This window comes from Castellaniella sp., from assembly GCF_036379515.1.
Taxonomy (GTDB): Bacteria; Pseudomonadota; Gammaproteobacteria; order Burkholderiales; family Burkholderiaceae_B; genus Castellaniella.
On record NZ_DASVGN010000035.1, the window covers coordinates 1 to 17,422 of the forward strand.

The following is a 17,422-nucleotide window of genomic DNA, read 5'->3' on the forward strand; positions in this document are numbered from 1 at the left end:
AGCCGGGCGTGAGGCGCCTCACGCCGAAACTGTGCCACGACTGAAGCCGCAAACGCAGGCGCCAGGTAATCTGGCGAGCCAATGCGAAACACCTGTTGACTGCGTGATGGATCGAAAACCTCTTCGGATTCGAGCATCGCATCAATGGCGCCCAGTGCGGAACGCGCGTGCTCCAGGATGTCGAGCGCACGCCCCGTGGGCACCATGCCCCCTTTTTCGCGCACCAGCAGCGGGTCGCCGAAGATCGCGCGCAGATTCTTCAGCGCCACGCTGATGGCCGGCTGCGATTGATTGAGCTTCAAGGCAGTACGCGACACGCTGCGCTCGGCCATCAAAATGCAGAAGACCTTCAGCAAATACGTATCCAGCGTTTCATTTCCGCGCCGCGTCGACATGCGTCCGACTCCCATTCGCCCCAATGAGGCATCAGCATATATCGAAACTGCGAATACCGATTATTCAGGCGCACAGCCTTCTTTTGCATTCCGAACCCTCGTAGACTTGAGGGACTTCGAGCCCAGTGCCCGTCGACGCCATGAACACAACCACAGCCTCCGTCATGACCCTGACCGAACTTTCTGAACTGCCCCAGGCCGAATTCGCACAAGCGCTGGCGACCATCTTCGAACACTCGCCGTGGATTCCCGAGCGCGCCTGGGCTGCCCGTCCCTTTACGTCTGTGCAGGCCCTGCACAACGCCATGGTGAACGTCGTGCAACAAGCCAGCCATGCAGAGCAGCTCGCCTTGATCACGGCCCACCCTGAGCTCGCCGGCCGCGAAGCCGCTGCGGGCACGCTCACGCAAGCCTCGACGCGCGAACAACGCGGCGCCGGCTTGAACGAGTGCAGCCCCGAAGAACTGCAACGCCTGCGCAACCTCAACGCGGCCTACCGCGCGCGCTTCGGCTTCCCGTTCGTCATCGCCGTCAAAGGGCGCAGCCGCTACCAGATCATGGAAGCAATCGAGGAACGCCTGCATAATGACGAACAAGCCGAGCTGGCCACCTGTCTGGACCAGATCGGGCAGATCACGCGTTTTCGTCTGGACGCACAATTTCCAGACTAGCCGACCCCAGATTGGGCCGCCCAACCCCTGACTCATCCCGGTCCGCTCGCGGACCGGTTCGCATGGAGCCCCAATGGCCACTCAAACCCCTATTCGCCTCACGATAGAAACGCTGACACGCGAAGCCTTCGCGCCCTTTGGCGACGTCATCGAAGCCAGCGACGCGGTTCAGCACTTTCCCATCAACGACGGCAACACCGAGCGCTACCACGATCTCGCGCACATCGACCCCGGTGCCGACGGCCACGCCATCATGTCGATCTTCCGTGGCCAGCCGCGCAAGCTGCCCTTTGCCATCACCCTGATGGAACGTCACCCCAAGGCCAGCCAGGCCTTCATTCCTCTGTCCGGGCAACCCTATCTGGTCGTGGTTGCAGATCCCGCCACCACACCCACCGCAGACGATCTGCGCGTGTTCCTGTGCTCCGCGAACCAGGGCGTGAATTACGCCGCGGGTGTGTGGCACCATCCGCTGCTGGCATTGAACACGGTTTCGGACTTCCTCATCATTGACCGCGCGGGGCCCGGGGACAACTGCGATGTCGTGCAGATGGAAGCAGCCAGCGTGATTCCAGCCGTCCCGGTCATGGGCTGACGGCTTCGGCAAAGAGAGTCATCGCTCACGCGACCATCCCCACGCCGAACCAATCGCCACGGGCCCTGCGGGGCCCGTTTCGTTATATACGTTCTCTCTGAATCCAGCCGAACGAGGCGACCTGTTCAGGGATCTCCCTGATTGTATTAATTCACCATTCGGTGAAAATAGCGAGGTCTTGCTGATCGTATTGAGCCTGGTATTCCCAAAATGTTCGGGTAACCAGGCGTATCTGGAAGATGAATTGCCCAGATCGCCTGCTGCCAATGAACCAACTGGTGAACACATATTCATGTGCATTCAAGGGCTCGAACGCGCATGCAACATGACTATCTGCCGGATGGCTGACACCCCTGCCACCCAAAACCGCACCGGATGACTGGCACAGAACTGGCACCGAGCGGATTCACTGAACGATCCACGAGGAGACTCTCCATGAAAAAACGTGTTTTTCTTCAGGCCGCTGCCGCCGCTGCCATCGTCGCCATTGCATTGCCTGCATCTGCTGAAGACTGGAAGCCCACCCACCCCATCAACCTGATCGTGCCCTGGGCTGCAGGCGGCTCCACCGATCAGGTCACGCGCATCGCGGCTGCCGAGCTGGAAAAGATGCTGGGCCAGACCATCGTAATCGTGAATCAGCCAGGCGCTTCAGGCGCCATCGGTACCCGCAATGCCCTGGTTGCTGCCAAAGATGGCTATACCTGGACTGCCGGAGCCGCACAGGACCTGGGCGCCTACCAGACGCTGGGGTCATTGGACGCCAGCATCAAGGACTGGCACCTGTTCCTGACCGTCGCCAACGTCTCCGTGCTGGGCGTCAACCCACAGCGCCCCTGGAAAACGGCCGGTGAGCTGATCGCAGCCATGAAAGCAAAACCGGGGGAAATCAGCGTTGCCACTGCGGGCGTCACCTCGGCAGGACACTCGGCCATGGACCGTGTCGTACAAGCCACCGGCGTCAAATACAAAGAAGTCACTTATGACGGAGGCAACCCGGCCGTCCTTTCCACCGTCGCTGGCGAAACCGACCTGACGTCGCAACTGGCCGTCGAGCAGGCCGACATGATTCGCGGCAAGCGCCTGCGGCCACTCGCCGTCGTGGGCAACAAACCGCTGGATCTGGAAGGCTATGGCACGATTCCGCCGCTATCCAACGACGTGCCCAACTTGAAGGCGCCTCTGAACTACTTCGGCATCTTCATCCCGAAGGGCGTGCCCGACAACGTCATCCAGACGCTGCAAAAGATCTGGGCCGAAAAAATGCCCCAGGATGCCGCCCTGAAGAAATACGCCGCCACCCGAGGCGCCGTCTATGATCCGCTCTACGGCGAAGCTGCCCAGAAAGCCGTGTTCCCGGCAGTACAGCTCAATGCCTGGAACATCTATGAAAGCGGCAAGGGCAAAGTCTCACCCGACACAGTCGGAATTCCCAAACCCTGAGGTCTGCCATGAGCCGTCTGGAGCCAAACCAAGGGCCTGAATTGGCCGAGCAGTTCACCGAAGCCGAAGAGCCCGAATCCCCCGCTTCTCCGCTTTCGGACCTGCACGACTCCATCGGCTGGCTCATCCTCGGTGCAGCGATCCTGATCGCCTCGCTGAAGATGAGCCGGCTGACCGATCAGCACATCAACCCCTACACCGTACCGGGGCTGGTGCCTGGCCTCCTGGGCATCGGGATGATGATCGTCGGCGCCATCCTCGGGCTGCGCAGCTGGGAACGCCACCGGCACCAACCCGAGAGCCCTCACATCCGGTCAGATAAAGACCGCTTGCGAAGCAAACGCGTGCTCCTGGCCGTCATCCTGTGCTGTGGTTACAGCCTGGTCCTCATCGGCCATGGGCTGCCGTTCTGGCTCGCTTCATTCATCTACGTCACGGCTTCAATCTTTGCATTCGACCGCATCAGCACCAATCCGGCCAAGCGCAAACTCACCTTCCGGTCGCTCTTCAAAACCGTGGTGATCGGCATCGGAGCCTCATCGGCCATCTGGCTGATATTCGAAAAGATCTTCCTGGTGCGCCTGCCGTAGCGGTCGCCGTCCCATTTTGCGAGAATCACCATGCTGCAAGGTTTACAGGATCTGGGCTCGGCCTACCTCAGTTTCATGGAGCCCATGACGCTGCTGTATGCGTTGGGCGGCGCCTTCGTCGGGCTGGTCATGGGTATCCTGCCAGGGCTTTCAGCCACCCTGGCCATCGCGCTACTCACGACAGTCACCATCAACCTGAAGGGCAACGAGGCCATCCTCATCCTGATCTGCTCGTACGTCGGCGCGCTGTATGGGGGTTCACGTACTGCCATTCTCCTGAATATTCCGGGCACGGCCGCCAATGCGGCATCGTGTGCAGATGGCTTCGCGCTGGCGCAGCGCGGCGAGGCGGGGCGGGCCATCGGCATTGCCACCTCAGGGGCCGTCACCAGTACACTGTTCGGCGTCATTTTCCTGGCCACACTGGCACCAGCACTCTCCAACATTGCCCTGAAATTCGGTGCCTTCGAATTCTTCTGGCTGGCCCTGTTCGGCGTCACGCTGTCAGGCAGCATCGTAGGTGGCGATCCCCTGAAAGGCTGGCTGATGGGTCTGGTGGGCCTGTTCCTGGCTCAGGTCGGCGAAGAGAGCCTGTACGCCTACGATCGCTTCACCTTCGGCTGGGAAGACCTTGCCGGAGGCATCGCCCTGATCCCCGCTCTGGTCGGCGCGTTCGGCTTGGCCGAGGTGCTGATGGCCTCCTCCAACCCCATAGAGCGCAAGGTCCGAGACCTGACCGACTCTGTCCTGCCGCGCTGGCGTGACCTGTTCCAGTACCGCTGGACCGTCATGCGGTCGGGGATCATTGGCGTGTTCACAGGTCTGCTGCCCGGGGTGGGTGAAGACGCTGGGTCCTGGGTGTCTTACGCCGCCGCCAAGGCCGTGAGCAAAGAAAAGGAAAAATTCGGGAAGGGTTCCATCGATGGGCTGATGGCGGCCGAAACCGGCGACATGTCTTCCGTGCCAGGCCACCTGATCCCGGTCCTTTCCCTGGGCGTCCCCGGATCGGCTCCTTCGGCCGTCCTCATGGCCGCCATGATCATCCACGGCGTGCAACCCGGCCCCATGCTCATGGTCGAGCACCCGGACTTCATCCTTCACGTAGTCGCCATGACTACCCTGGCCTCGTTCGCCATCCTGCTTTTCGGCCTCTTCGGCGTGCGACCCATGCTGCAAGTGCTGAAGGTGCCGCGCGACATCCTGATGCCCATCGTCTTCATGCTCTGCGTCGTCGGCTCATTTGCCGTCGCGTCACGAGTGTTCGACGTGTATGTCATGGTGGCCATCGGCATCGGCGCCTACTTTCTGCGGCGACGAGGCTATGAAATGGCACCCCTGGTACTCGGTCTCGTGCTCGGCCCCCTGCTGGACAGGAGCCTGCGCCGCGGCCTGGTGCTCTCGGACGGCAGTCTGGTCCCCTTCTTCACTCGGCCGATCTCCATGGTGCTCGCCACCATCACCATCTTCATGTTCCTGCTGTACGTGCCGCCCTTCCGTGCGGCGCTGAACCGCGGCTGGGGATTCGTGACCCGTGGCATACGGGGCGCCCTCGGGAAGTCCCATGGCTGATGCCGTAAATCCGCAAGCGATGCGCATCGCACTCTGCAACGAGGTCTTGCAGCCACTGACCTTCCTCGAGCAATGCCGGCTCGCCGCAGCAATGGGCTACGATGCCCTCGAGGTGGCGCCCTTCACGCTCGCAGAGGACCCCTTGCAGATCAGCGATACCGAGGCACGGCAATACGCCTGCATCGCACAAGACCACGGGATCGCCATCTCGGGCCTGCACTGGCTGCTGGTGGCACCCCGGGGCCTCTCGATTTCCAGCGCTGACGCCACACTTCGCGCGCGCACGGCCCGGGCCATGGAACGCATGGTCGAACTCTGTACGCTGCTGGGCGGTACCTACCTGGTCCACGGCTCGCCGCAGCAACGAGCCACACCCCCAGGGTCCAGCGCCCCAGAGGCCTGGGCGCGTGTCCGCGACTGCCTGAGCCAGGCGGCCCGGCATGCACAAGCCTGCCACGTTACCTACTGCCTGGAGCCGTTGTCCACCCGCGAGACGGACATCGTCAATACGGTGCAGCAGGCTGTCCAGATGATCTCTGAAGTCGCCTCACCCGCCCTGAAGACCATGATCGACTGCAGCGCCGCCGGCCAAGTCGAAAACGAAACGCTCCCCGCGCTCGTCCAGCGCTGGGTCCCAACCGGCCACATCGCACACGTGCAAGTCAATGATCCCAACCGTCGCGGGCCTGGCCAGGGCACGATGCGCTTTGCGCCCATCCTGCGGTCGCTGGCCGCCCTGAGGCGCGAAGGCCACTACCACGGAATCATCGCCGTCGAGCCGTTTGACTACGTCCCTGACGGGCCGGGTTGCGCTGCACGCGCCATCGGTTACCTGCGTGGCGTTCTCGAGGAGATAGAAGATGACGGCTGAAGCGCCGCGCCTGAGCATCGAGGCCATCGAACTCTACGAACGGCCCGTCCACCTGCGCCTTCCCTTCCGCTTTGGCGTGGTGACGCTCACCGAGTGCCCCCAGGCCTTCGCCCGTGTCCGGGTGACCGGCCCCGCGGGCCGCTCTGCGTGGGGGGCGGCGGCCGAACTCATGGCGCCCAAGTGGTTCGACAAAAACCTGGATCTCACCAACGAACAGAATTTCCAACAACTACGCACCGTAGTACACAGGGCCAAAGAAGCCTATCTGTCCGACCGCACTCCCACCACAGCCTTCGGGCATTTCGTCCGCCACCACGACCCGCACGAGAAGGCCTGTGGTCGACTCGGGCTCAACCCGCTGCTGGCGAACTACGGCCCGGCGCTCCTGGACCGCGCCATCCTGGATGCCCTGTGCCGGCTGCAGGGCGTCTCTTTCTACACTGCGATTCAGGCCAATCAAGCAGGAATCGATGAATCTCACCCCCAGTTTGCGGGCCTGGAGCTTCCGCAGCTGCTGCGCAGCTTGCACCCCGCGGCCTCCATCGAGGCACGCCACACAGTTGGCCTGTTGGACGCCATCACGGCTCAAGACATCACGCACCGCGTGGACGACGGCTTGCCCGAAACACTGGAAGAAGTCGTCGCCACCTACGGCCACCGCTGGTTCAAGCTCAAGGTGAGCGGCAAGCTGCAGGCAGACGTCACACGGCTCACCGCCATTGCTGCCGTCCTGGACCGACGCCAGGCGCCCTACTTCGTCTCACTCGATGGCAACGAACAATACGCCAGCGCGGCCGAAGTCGCCGAACTTCTGGCTGCGATCCGTGCAACCCCCAAGCTGGCGCGCCTCTGGTCATCCGTGGCATTCATCGAGCAACCCATTTCTCGCCTGCACGCACTCGACTCGGACCTGCACCAGACACCCCTTGAAAGGCCTGTCATCATCGATGAGTCAGACGGCCCCCTGGATGCTTTCGTGCAGGCACGGGCCCGGGGATACGCTGGCGTATCGTCCAAGACCTGCAAGGGGATTTATCGTTCGCTGCTCAATCTCGGCCGCTGCACTGCCTGGAATCGCACACAGCACGACACGCACTATTTCATGTCGGCCGAAGACCTGACGACACAGGCAGGGCTCGCCGTGCAGCAAGATCTCGCCCTGGTCAACCTGCTGGGCATTACCCACGTCGAGCGCAATGGTCATCATTACGTCGACGGCATGGCGGCCCAACCCCCCGCCGAACAGCAAGCGTTTCTGCAGGCCCATTCCGATCTGTATGAGTACAGCCACGAAGCAGTGCATCTTGCCATCCAGGGCGGTCGCATCCACCTGGATTCCCTGGCCTGTGTAGGCTACGCCAGTGGGGCACAACCCGATTTTTCGGCGATGGCGCCAATGGGCAAGGGGATCGACGCATGACCGTTTCCACCGCTGCAGCTGTGAAAGTGACCCCTGCCCCCGAGCGCCAACGCGACGCCGGCCGGTCGCAGGCAGCCATCCTGGTGGCCGCGCGCGACGAGTTCGCAGAAATGGGACTGGATGGCGCCCGCATGGAAGGCATTGCGACCCGCGCCGCGGTGAACAAACGCCTGATCTACTACTACTTCCGCGACAAGGATCAGCTATTCCAGGCAGTACTCGAGAAAGCCTACCAGCACATCCGCAACGCCGAGCAAAAACTGAATCTGCTCAATCTGCCACCACCGGAGGCCGTGCGCAAGCTCGTCGAGTTCACCTGGAACTACTGCATGAAGCACCCTGAGTTTCAGTCGCTGCTGACCAGTGCCAACCTGCACAAGGCGCGCCATCTGCGCCAGTCTCGCGCACGCGAACTGAATTCGCCTGTCATCGACACCCTGGGCCGCATCCTGGAGCAGGGCCGCAGCGAGGGGCTCTTCCGCGGCGGCATAGACCCTACCCAGCTCTACATTTCGATCGCCGCCCTGACCTTCTTTTACCGCTCCAACAACGACACCCTGTCCGCCATCTTTGGTCGCCACCTGCTGTCGCCCAAGGCCAAGCAAGAGCGTCTGGCCCACATGTGCGACCTGATTCTCGGCTACGTGATGCGTGACTGAGCTCACGCCCGACCTCCCCTGCCACACTGAAGGAACCTTCACCATGACCACACAAACCCTGGGAATCATCATGCACGGCGTCACCGGCCGCATGGGCATGAACCAGCACCTGATTCGCTCCATCGTCGCCATCCGCGAACAAGGCGGCGTTCTGCTCTCTGACGGTAACCGTGTCATGCCGGAACCGATCCTGGTGGGCCGCAACGCCGAGAAACTTGAAGCGCTCGCGCGCAAGTACGGAATTGCGCGCTGGACGACCGATCTGGAAGCTGCGCTCGCGAACAAGGAGGACACCGTCTTCTTCGACGCCGGGAGCACACAGATGCGGCCCGGCCTGCTGTCTCGCGCCATCGACGCCGGCAAGCATGTGTACTGCGAGAAGCCGATTTCCACCTCGCTGGACGAAGCGATGAAGATCGCACGCAAGGCACAAGCCTCGGGGCTGAAGCACGGCGTGGTCCAGGACAAGCTCTTTCTGCCGGGCTTGCGCAAACTCGACATGCTGCGCCGATCGGGATTCTTCGGGCGCATGCTCAGCGTGCGGCTCGAGTTCGGCTACTGGGTGTTCGAAGGGGATCTGCAACCCATCCAGCGCCCGAGCTGGAACTATCGCGCCGAAGACGGCGGCGGCATGATCCTGGACATGATGTGCCACTGGCGCTACGTGCTGGACAATCTCTTCGGCGAGGTGAAATCAATTTCTTGCCTGGGCGCCACCCACGTGCCTGAACGCCGCGACGAAGCCGGCAAGCCTTACCAGGTGACGGCAGACGATGCCGCCTACGCGACCGCCGAACTGGTGGGACACGGCGGAGAACCCGTCATTGCCCAGATGAACATGTCCTGGGCCACACGCGTACGGCGCGACGACCTCGTGACCTTCCACGTGGACGGCACGCACGGCTCGGCCGTGGCCGGACTGCAGGATTGCCGCATCCAGAGCCGCATGGCCACCCCACGTCCCATCTGGAACCCGGACGTGAAGCAGGGCATGAACTTCTTCGACCAATGGCAAGAGGTCCCCGACACCGAAACCTACGACAACGGCTTCAAGATCCAATGGGAGCACTTCATCCGCTACGTCGTCGAGGGCACCCCCTATCGCTGGACCTTGCTCGAAGGAGCCAAGGGCGTGCAGCTGGTCGAGCTTGCGCTCCAGTCCTGGCACGAACGTCGCTGGATCGACGTCCCCACGCTGACCCTCTAAGACGAACACCATGAACAGAACCTTGAATCTCCCGCAAGCCGACGGTACGCTGGCGCCCTACACGCTCAGCGGAAACGCCCCGATCGCCGCCCCATCACACGGTAAGCCCTTCAACCGCATCGCCTATTCCGCCGCGCATGTCGTGGCCGACCCGCGTGCCGCCGTCGATCCCTGGCTGCAGTCGGCGATCGACTGGGATGCCACCCTGGAGTACCGGCGCCATCTCTGGTCTCTGGGACTGGGTGTGGCCGAAGCCATGGACACGGCCCAGCGCGGCATGGGCCTGGACTGGCCCACCTCGCTGGAGCTCATCCGCCGCTCGCTTGCAGCCGCCAAGGACGTCCCGGGCGCCCTGGTGGCTTGCGGCTGCGGCACAGACCAGTTGGCTCCCGAAGCAGCCCGCACACTGGACGATGTCATCTCCGCATACGAGGAGCAGATGGCGGCCATCGAATCGCTGGGCGGACGCCTCATCGTCATGGCCAGCCGTGCCCTGGCGCGCGTCGCCAAGAGCCCGGAGGATTATCAGCAGGTCTACGGACGCATCCTGTCTCAGGCCCGACAGCCCGTCATCCTGCACTGGCTGGGGGACATGTTCGACCCGGCACTGGCAGGCTACTGGGGCTCACGCGACGCGGACGAAGCCATGGACACGGCACTGGCCGTCATCGTGGCTCATGCCGACAAGGTGAACGGCATCAAGATTTCACTGCTCGACAAAGACAAGGAAATCGCGATGCGGCGGCGCCTGCCCGCAGGCGTGCGCATGTATACGGGCGACGACTTCAACTATGCCGAGCTGATTGCCGGTGATGGCGTGGGCCAGAGCCCGGCGCATCAGCACAGCGACGCGCTCCTGGGCATTTTCGACGCTATCGCACCGGCGGCAAGCGCAGCCCTGGCTGAACTCGCAGAGGGCAACCTGGAACGCTTCCACGCCATCCTGCAACCCACCGTACCGCTTTCGCGTCACATCTTCCAGGCACCCACCCGGTTCTACAAGACTGGCGTCGTCTTCATGGCCTGGCTCAACGGCCACCAGTCCCACTTCACCATGGTGGGTGGCCAACAAAGCACCCGCAGCCTGATCCACCTGTCAGAGTTGTTCAGGCTGGCTGACGCAGCGAACCTGCTGCAGAACCCGGACCAGGCGGCACACCGCATGCAGACGCTTCTGGCCCTGCACGGCATCGAATGACAGATGCGGGCACGCCGCACCGCACAAGGAGACACGAATTGCGCGATTTCAGCACTGACCACCGCTGGCTATCCATCAACACCGCGACGGTGCGCTTCAGCCGCAGCCAGGCCCTGCCGCTGAACGCCATCCTGGAGGCCTGCGCCGCACACGAGATCCGCGCCATCTCCCCATGGCGCGACCAGGTGGCGGCCATGGGCGTGACTCCGGCGGCACGGCAGATCCGTGCACTTGGCCTGGAACTGTCAGGCTATTGTCGAGGCGGCATGTTCACCGCAACGGACACGGCAGGCCTGCGCGCAGCCGACGACGACAACCGGCGAGCCGTGGACGAAGCGCACGAACTGGGCGCCCCCTGCGTCGTGCTGGTCGTAGGCGGTCTGCCAGGCGCGCTGGCCGGGAAAGCGGCACATAAAGATATCGGCCTATCCCGCCAGCAGGTCACCGACGGGCTGGGCCGCATGCTGGACTACGCTCGCAGCGCCAACATGCCCCTGGCCATAGAACCCCTGCATCCCATGTATGCAGCAGATCGGGCCTGCGTGAACACCATGGAACACGCACTGGATCTCTGCGACGCGTTGGACCCTGAACGGACAGGGGCGCTGGGTGTCGCCTGCGACGTCTACCACGTGTGGTGGGACCCCAAGCTCGAAGCGCAGATTCGCCGCGCAGGCCGTGAGCGCCTCCTGGCCTTCCATGTCTGCGACTGGCTCACCCCCACCCGCGACCTGCTCAATGACCGTGGCATGATGGGCGACGGCGTCATCGACATCCCCCGTATCCGCAGCTGGGTCGAGGCACAAGGCTTCGCCGGCTACAGCGAGGCTGAGATCTTCTCGTCCGAGAACTGGTGGAAGCGCGATACCGATGAAATCCTGGACACCTGCATCGCACGGCACCGCAGCGCGGTGTAATTCACGAGGCGTGGCGCATCGAATGCAGGCTGAGCGCCACCAGCGCCACGGCGATCAGGACCATGCCGGCAAGCTCTATGCTGCCCGGGCGCTCTCCTAGCTGCAGCCAGCTCGAAAACACGCCCACCACCGGAACCCCCAGGGCAGACATACCAGCCATCCCGGCAGACAGATACTGCAGCGCAAAGATCCACAAGAACCAGGCGATTGCGGTGGACAGCACTGCGTTATAGATGAGTGCGCCATAGAAATAGGGCGCCGGGTCTATGGACCGCTCGGGCACGAACCAGGACACCAGACACAGCGCCAGAGCGCCAAAAAGCATCTGCCACGCGGTCAACGGCAAGGCGTCCATGGGGTAATCGCGTCGAATCCACTTGGTCACAATCATGGCCAGCGCCCAGCTCAGGCCCGCGCCCACGGCCAGCGCCTCACTGAGCACGCTACCCTGCACATGCCAGGGCTCAAGAATCAGGAGCAGCCCACCCGCCGCCAGCGCCAGTGCAAACCACTGCGCGCCGCGAATGCGCTCACCGAACGCAAACCACGCCATGGGGATCACCCAGAACGGCATGGTGTACACCAGGATGGAGGTCTTGCCAGCCCCTCCCTGCAACAATGCCAGCTGAATCAGGCCCGAGAAGGCAGCTGTCTGCAGCAAACCCAGCAGCAGCACCCGCGGCCAGGCGCGAATGCGCAGCCGGCTGCGCGTAACAACCAGCAACGCAAAAAGAAACACAGCCCCACCCAAATTGCGCAAGGCAGAGAAGTCCAACGGGCCCACGTACGCCATGACCTGCTTCATGACAACCCAGTTGTAGCCCCAGACGACGGCCATGCCGACCAGCGCCAGCAGAGCCAGCCGTTCGTTGCGGCGGGTGGAGGCCCCCGCCTCGGCCCGCACCGGTTCGTCCGGTACTGGCGGCATGGCATGGGCTGCCCGAGCCTTCGGAGCGGTACGTTGTTTCGTCAAGATGTTCCCTGTCCTTCCCAGTATCCTGGCTCATGATAATGGTTTCGGAGCGCGTCAATGAAATAGCGCACCTTGGCCGGCAGGTAGCGCTGCTGCGGATACACCGCCTGAATGTCATAGGCGGGCAGCGCGAAGTCATCGAGCACGGTGATCAGCTCGCCCCGCTTGAGCTCGCGCTGGATCTCCCAGGTGGACCGCCAGCCTACGCCCAGGCCGGCACACACCCAGTGGTACAGAAGCTCGCCGTCATTGCAGGCCAGATCTCCTTTCACCCGTACGGCAAATGGCCGTCCGTCGCGCACGAAAGTCCAGCCACGATGCTGGCCCCCCTGCAGGTTGAAGGCCAGGCAATTATGTCGTACCAGGTCTTCAGGCACGCGTGGCACGCCATTGCGATGAAAGTATTCGGGCGTGCCACACACCACACGCTGATTGGGAAAGAGCCTGACCGCCACGTAGTTGGGGTCCGTGACCTCGCCAATGCGAATGGCCATGTCGTAGCCTTCGCGCACCAAATCCACCACGCTGTCGGTGAAGTTGAACGACAGCGCCAGATCGGGGTAGCGGGCACGGAACGACAGGGCATGAGGTGCCACATGCAGGCGGCCGAATGAAGCGGGTGCGGACACGACCAAGTGCCCCGCAAGCGACTGGCGTCGCGCCATGATGCTCGCGTCGGCATCTTCAAAATCCTGGATCAGTTGCTGGCATTGCTCCAGGTAGCGTTCCCCCAGATCGGTCAGCACCAGGCCCCGAGTGGAGCGGTGCATGAGCTGCACGCCCAGCCGCTTCTCGAGCGCCGTCAGGCGCCGCCCCATCACCACCGGCGTGACACCCTCGGCCAGCGCTGCAGACGCAAAGCTGCCCTTTTCGGCAATCAATACAAAACTGTGTATTTCGACGTATCGACTCACGGCCGCTCCTGTTTCGGAAATTATAGGGCCAAGCCTGCGACATCCCGGCCACACACGTCATTCCGGAAAAATGATGGCTATAACGCAAGAGCAATACACCCCCTTCAACACCAGAAGAACGACGCAACGGCATACTTAAAGTATCTACAGAAACGAGAAACACAAGGATTCTCGAAGGCCCATGATTTCCCTATCCTGATTCCAGCCTCTTCACAAACCCACCTGGCTGGCGTCACTCATCAGCGCCATCCGTCCTCTCTGGAGACATCATGGCAAAAATGAGAGCAGTGGACGCCGCCGCGGCCGTCCTGCAAAAAGAAGGCATCACCACGCTGTTCGGTGTTCCGGGTGCTGCCATCAACCCACTGTACTCGGCGCTGCGCAAAAACGGGCACTTTCACCCCATTCTGGCCCGGCACGTGGAAGGCGCCTCGCACATGGCCGAAGGCTACACTCGGGCCAAGGTGGGCAACATCGGCGTCTGCCTGGGCACCTCGGGCCCTGCCGGCACCGACATGATCACGGGGCTGTACTCCGCCTCGGGCGATTCCATCCCCATTCTGTGCATCACGGGCCAGGTTCCACGCGCCCTGCTACACAAAGAGGCCTTCCAGGCCGTGGACGTGGAAACCATCGCCAAGCCAGTGACCAAATGGGCCGTGACTGTGCGCGAGCCCGAAATGGTTCCACACACGCTGCAGCAGGCTTTTCATATCATGCGTTCGGGCCGCCCCGGCCCAGTGCTGATCGACCTGCCCTTCGACGTGCAGATGGCCGAGATCGAGTTCGACATTGAAACCTACGAGCCGCTGGCCGTCTTCAAACCCACGGCCACGCCGGCGCAGGCCGCCAAGGCGGTCGCCATGCTGAACGCGTCCGAACGGCCACTGCTGGTGGCGGGCGGCGGCATCTTCAGCTCGGGTGCCGAAGCACTGCTGCAAGAATTCGCGGAACTCACGGGCGTGCCGGTCGTGCCCACCCTCATGGGATGGGGCGTGATCCCCGACGATCACCCCCTCATGGCCGGCATGGTCGGGCTGCAGACGGCCCACCGCTACGCCAACGCAAGCTTTCTGGCATCCGACTTCGTGATGGGCATCGGCAACCGTTGGGCCAATCGCCACACGGGTTCCACCAAGGTGTACACCGAAGGGCGCACGTTCGTACACGTCAACGTAGACCCCACGCAGATTGGCAAGGTGTTCGGGCCCGATTTCAGCCTAGCCTCGGATGCCGCTACGGCTCTGCGCCTGATGATCGACGAGGCCAAGCGCCTGAAGGCGGCTGGAAAGCTGCGTGACCGCAGCCACTGGGCGCAGGAGTGCCGGGCGCGCAAGGGCGAAAAATCCATGCAGCGCAAGACGCACTTCGATCAGTCGCCGCTCAAGCCGCAACGCGTGTACGAAGAAATGAACAAGGCCTTCGGCAAAGGTGTGCGCTACGTGACCACCATCGGCCTGTCGCAGATTGCCGCAGCGCAGATGCTGCACGTCTACGGCCCCCGCCACTGGATCAACGCCGGGCAGGCAGGCCCTCTGGGCTGGACGGTCCCCGCGACGCTGGGCGTGGTGGCCGCTGAAACAGGCGACGAAATCGTTGCACTGTCCGGTGACTACGACTTTCAGTTCATGCTCGAAGAGCTGGCGGTGGGAGCACAGTTCAATCTGCCTTATATTCATGTGGTGGTGAACAATGCCTACCTGGGCCTGATCCGTCAGTCGCAACGCGGCTTCGACATGGACTACTGCGTGCAGCTGTCCTTCGACAACATCAATTCGCCAGAAACCGACGGCTACGGCGTAGACCACGTCAAGGTTGCCGAAGGGCTGGGTTGCAAGGCCATCCGGGTCAAGAAGGTGGAAGACATCCAACCCGCCATCGCGCAGGCTCGTGCCTGGATTCGCGAATTCAAGGTGCCGGTTGTGGTTGAATTCATCCTGGAGCGCGTCACCAATATTTCCATGGGGAACGACATCAACGCGGTGAACGAATTCGAAGAGCTGGCAGAACACGGTGCCGACGCCCCTACCGCCATCACACTGCTCGATTGAGTCTTGAGGAATCCAAACATGCCAAAACTTGCCGCCAACCTGTCGATGCTCTTTACCGAGATCGATTTCCTCGACCGCTTTCAAGCAGCGGCCAAGGCGGGCTTCAAGGGGGTCGAATACCTGTTCCCCTATGCCTACGACAAACAGACGCTTGCCACGTTGCTGAAAGAAAACGGCCTGGTGCAGGTGTTGCACAACCTTCCGGCGGGCAACTGGGACGCTGGGGAGCGCGGCATCGCCTGCCACCCGGACCGCGTGGATGAATTCAAGGACGGAGTGGCCCGCGCCATCGATTATGCGCAGGCTTTGCACTGCCCCAAGGTCAATTGCCTGGTCGGCAAGACCCCCGCCGGGGCGGATGCCGAGACCGTCGAACACACGCTGGTGAGCAACCTGAAACATGCGGCTGCCGAACTGCAGAAAGCCGGCATCTTGCTCGTGATGGAGCCGCTTAACGACTTCGACACCCCGGGCTTTCATCTCACACACACGGCACAGGCAGTCGACCTGATCCAAAAAGTGGGCTCCGACAACCTGAAGGTGCAGTACGACATCTACCACATGCAGCGGATGGAGGGCGAGCTGGGCAATACGCTCTCGAAGCAGCTCGCTTCCATCGGCCATATCCAGCTCGCCGACAACCCGGGGCGCCACGAACCCGGCACAGGCGAAATCAACTACGGCTGGCTGCTGCACCACATCGACGCCATTGGCTATGAAGGTTGGATAGGCTGCGAATACAAACCGGCCACCCGCACCCAGGACGGCCTGGGCTGGATCAAGGCGTTTGCGTAAGCAGCGCCCCATAGAACACACAAGGAGAACTCACATGGCAAAGATAGGCTTCATCGGGCTGGGCATCATGGGCACCCCCATGGCACACAACCTCATCAAGGGGGGGCACTCGCTGTTCACCTTCACGCATGGCAAAACGGCTCAAAGCCTGCTGGACGCGGGCGCCAAGCCGCTCGCCAACGCTACCGAAGTGACCAAGGCAGCCGAGATCATCATCATCATGGTGCCCGATACCCCCGATGTCGCCGCCGTTCTGTTCGGCGAAGACGGCGTCGCTGCGGGTCTGTCCAAAGGCAAAATCGTGATCGACATGAGCTCGATTTCGCCCGTGGAAACCAAGGAATTCGCCCGCAAGGTCAACGCACTGGGCTGTGAATACCTCGATGCACCCGTCTCGGGTGGCGACGTGGGTGCCAAGGCCGGCAGCCTCACCATCATGATCGGCGGCAAGCAGGCGGCCTTCGATACCTGCAAGCCCATCTTCGAACTGATGGGCAAGAACGTCACCTTGGTGGGCGACAATGGTGCCGGCCAGACGACCAAAGTGGCCAACCAGATCATCGTGGCCCTCACGATCGAGGCAGTAGGCGAGGCGTTGCTGTTGGCCTCCAAGGCCGGTGCCGACCCAGTCAAGGTGCGCCAGGCCCTGATGGGCGGGTTCGCCAGTTCGCGTATCCTGGAGGTCCACGGCGAACGCATGATCAAGCGCAACTTTGATCCGGGTTTCCGGATCAAACTGCACCAGAAGGACCTGAACCTCGCCTTGTCGACGGCGCGCCAGCTGGGGTTGTCACTGCCCAGCACGGCAGTCGCCCAAGAACTGTTCAACGCGTGTGCGGCCCACGGAGGCGACGCCTGGGACCACTCCGGCATGGTGCGCGCCCTGGAACTGCTCGCCAATCACGAGATCGGAGAGTCGTAGTAAAAATCAGATTCCACGCCCGAGCCTGCGGCGCGGAATCTGATGCTGCCACAAGACGAATCGCCCCAGAGACAAGGCTGCCATGATTGCCCAACCCCGAGAATTCCTGACGCAACTCTTCCAGGCCGCCGTGCGGGCTGCCCAGCCCGAGCACTGCATTGCGCAGTTCCTGCCCCAGCCTCCCAAAGGCCGCACGATCGTGATCGGGGCCGGCAAGGCCTCGGCCGCCATG

At 62.6% G+C, this 17,422-nt stretch carries 18 protein-coding genes; 15 read left to right on the forward strand and 3 right to left on the reverse strand.

From position 1 onward, the window contains the following. A partial coding sequence (locus VF285_RS12320; RefSeq protein ID WP_346952929.1) for a LysR family transcriptional regulator occupies window positions 1-395 on the reverse strand: 395 nt, incomplete at its 3' end. A 140-nt stretch (window positions 396-535) separates the two neighbouring features. Between VF285_RS12320 and uraD the strand changes: the two genes are divergently transcribed. The 11 genes from uraD to VF285_RS12375 all read left to right on the forward strand — a co-directional run bounded on the left by uraD (window position 536) and on the right by VF285_RS12375 (window position 11,535). After that, window positions 536-1,066, forward strand: coding sequence for a 2-oxo-4-hydroxy-4-carboxy-5-ureidoimidazoline decarboxylase (uraD, locus tag VF285_RS12325; protein ID WP_346952930.1), 531 nt, complete (start codon window positions 536-538; stop codon window positions 1,064-1,066). Between the two features lie 73 nt (window positions 1,067-1,139). Beyond that, on the forward strand, window positions 1,140-1,661 hold the full coding sequence (locus VF285_RS12330; RefSeq protein ID WP_346952931.1) for an ureidoglycolate lyase: 522 nt from the start codon (window positions 1,140-1,142) through the stop codon (window positions 1,659-1,661). Window positions 1,662-2,096: 435 nt separating this feature from the next. Beyond that, on the forward strand, window positions 2,097-3,104 hold the full coding sequence (locus tag VF285_RS12335; protein ID WP_346952932.1) for a tripartite tricarboxylate transporter substrate binding protein: 1,008 nt from the start codon (window positions 2,097-2,099) through the stop codon (window positions 3,102-3,104). Window positions 3,105-3,112: 8 nt separating this feature from the next. Continuing rightward, on the forward strand, window positions 3,113-3,694 hold the full coding sequence (locus tag VF285_RS12340) for a tripartite tricarboxylate transporter TctB family protein (RefSeq protein ID WP_346952933.1): 582 nt from the start codon (window positions 3,113-3,115) through the stop codon (window positions 3,692-3,694). A 30-nt stretch (window positions 3,695-3,724) separates the two neighbouring features. After that, window positions 3,725-5,263 carry a tripartite tricarboxylate transporter permease gene (locus tag VF285_RS12345; protein ID WP_346952934.1) on the forward strand — a complete coding sequence of 513 codons (1,539 nt, stop codon included), beginning with the start codon at window positions 3,725-3,727 and terminating at the stop codon, window positions 5,261-5,263. Beyond that, complete coding sequence (locus VF285_RS12350; RefSeq protein ID WP_346952935.1) at window positions 5,256-6,134, forward strand: sugar phosphate isomerase/epimerase family protein; 879 nt, start codon at window positions 5,256-5,258, stop codon at window positions 6,132-6,134. The genes VF285_RS12345 and VF285_RS12350 overlap by 8 nt, the downstream gene beginning before the upstream one ends. After that, on the forward strand, window positions 6,124-7,554 hold the full coding sequence (locus VF285_RS12355; RefSeq protein ID WP_346952936.1) for an enolase C-terminal domain-like protein: 1,431 nt from the start codon (window positions 6,124-6,126) through the stop codon (window positions 7,552-7,554). The genes VF285_RS12350 and VF285_RS12355 overlap by 11 nt, the downstream gene beginning before the upstream one ends. Then, complete coding sequence (locus VF285_RS12360; RefSeq protein ID WP_346952937.1) at window positions 7,551-8,213, forward strand: TetR/AcrR family transcriptional regulator; 663 nt, start codon at window positions 7,551-7,553, stop codon at window positions 8,211-8,213. Before VF285_RS12355 ends, VF285_RS12360 begins: the two co-directional genes overlap by 4 nt. 43 nt (window positions 8,214-8,256) lie before the next feature. Further along, window positions 8,257-9,420 carry a Gfo/Idh/MocA family oxidoreductase gene (locus VF285_RS12365; RefSeq protein WP_346952938.1) on the forward strand — a complete coding sequence of 388 codons (1,164 nt, stop codon included), beginning with the start codon at window positions 8,257-8,259 and terminating at the stop codon, window positions 9,418-9,420. A 10-nt stretch (window positions 9,421-9,430) separates the two neighbouring features. Beyond that, window positions 9,431-10,618, forward strand: a complete 1,188-nt coding sequence (locus VF285_RS12370; RefSeq protein ID WP_346952939.1) for a dihydrodipicolinate synthase family protein — start codon at window positions 9,431-9,433, stop codon at window positions 10,616-10,618. Between the two features lie 38 nt (window positions 10,619-10,656). Continuing rightward, window positions 10,657-11,535 carry a sugar phosphate isomerase/epimerase family protein gene (locus tag VF285_RS12375; protein ID WP_346952940.1) on the forward strand — a complete coding sequence of 293 codons (879 nt, stop codon included), beginning with the start codon at window positions 10,657-10,659 and terminating at the stop codon, window positions 11,533-11,535. Window position 11,536: 1 nt separating this feature from the next. Here VF285_RS12375 and VF285_RS12380 read toward each other — a convergent pair whose 3' ends face one another. Together VF285_RS12380 and VF285_RS12385 are read right to left on the reverse strand one after the other, a co-directional pair. Continuing rightward, window positions 11,537-12,508 (reverse strand): DMT family transporter, encoded by a 972-nt coding sequence (locus VF285_RS12380; RefSeq protein WP_346952941.1) that lies wholly within the window; start codon window positions 12,506-12,508, stop codon window positions 11,537-11,539. Continuing rightward, window positions 12,505-13,422, reverse strand: a complete 918-nt coding sequence (locus VF285_RS12385) for a LysR family transcriptional regulator (RefSeq protein ID WP_346952942.1) — start codon at window positions 13,420-13,422, stop codon at window positions 12,505-12,507. Before VF285_RS12385 ends, VF285_RS12380 begins: the two co-directional genes overlap by 4 nt. A 269-nt stretch (window positions 13,423-13,691) precedes the next feature. Between VF285_RS12385 and gcl the strand changes: the two genes are divergently transcribed. The 4 genes from gcl to VF285_RS12405 form a co-directional block, all read left to right on the forward strand. Further along, window positions 13,692-15,473: a glyoxylate carboligase gene (gene gcl / locus VF285_RS12390; RefSeq protein WP_346952943.1), complete on the forward strand. Its 1,782-nt coding sequence runs from the start codon at window positions 13,692-13,694 to the stop codon at window positions 15,471-15,473. Window positions 15,474-15,491: 18 nt separating this feature from the next. Further along, window positions 15,492-16,268, forward strand: a complete 777-nt coding sequence (gene hyi / locus VF285_RS12395) for a hydroxypyruvate isomerase (protein ID WP_346952944.1) — start codon at window positions 15,492-15,494, stop codon at window positions 16,266-16,268. A gap of 34 nt (window positions 16,269-16,302) precedes the next feature. Then, entirely contained in the window at window positions 16,303-17,190 is an 888-nt protein-coding gene (gene glxR, locus VF285_RS12400; RefSeq protein ID WP_346952945.1) for a 2-hydroxy-3-oxopropionate reductase, read from the forward strand. Between the two features lie 82 nt (window positions 17,191-17,272). Continuing rightward, window positions 17,273-17,422, forward strand: a 150-nt coding sequence (locus VF285_RS12405) for a DUF4147 domain-containing protein (RefSeq protein ID WP_346952946.1), incomplete at its 3' end; no start/stop codon positions are given.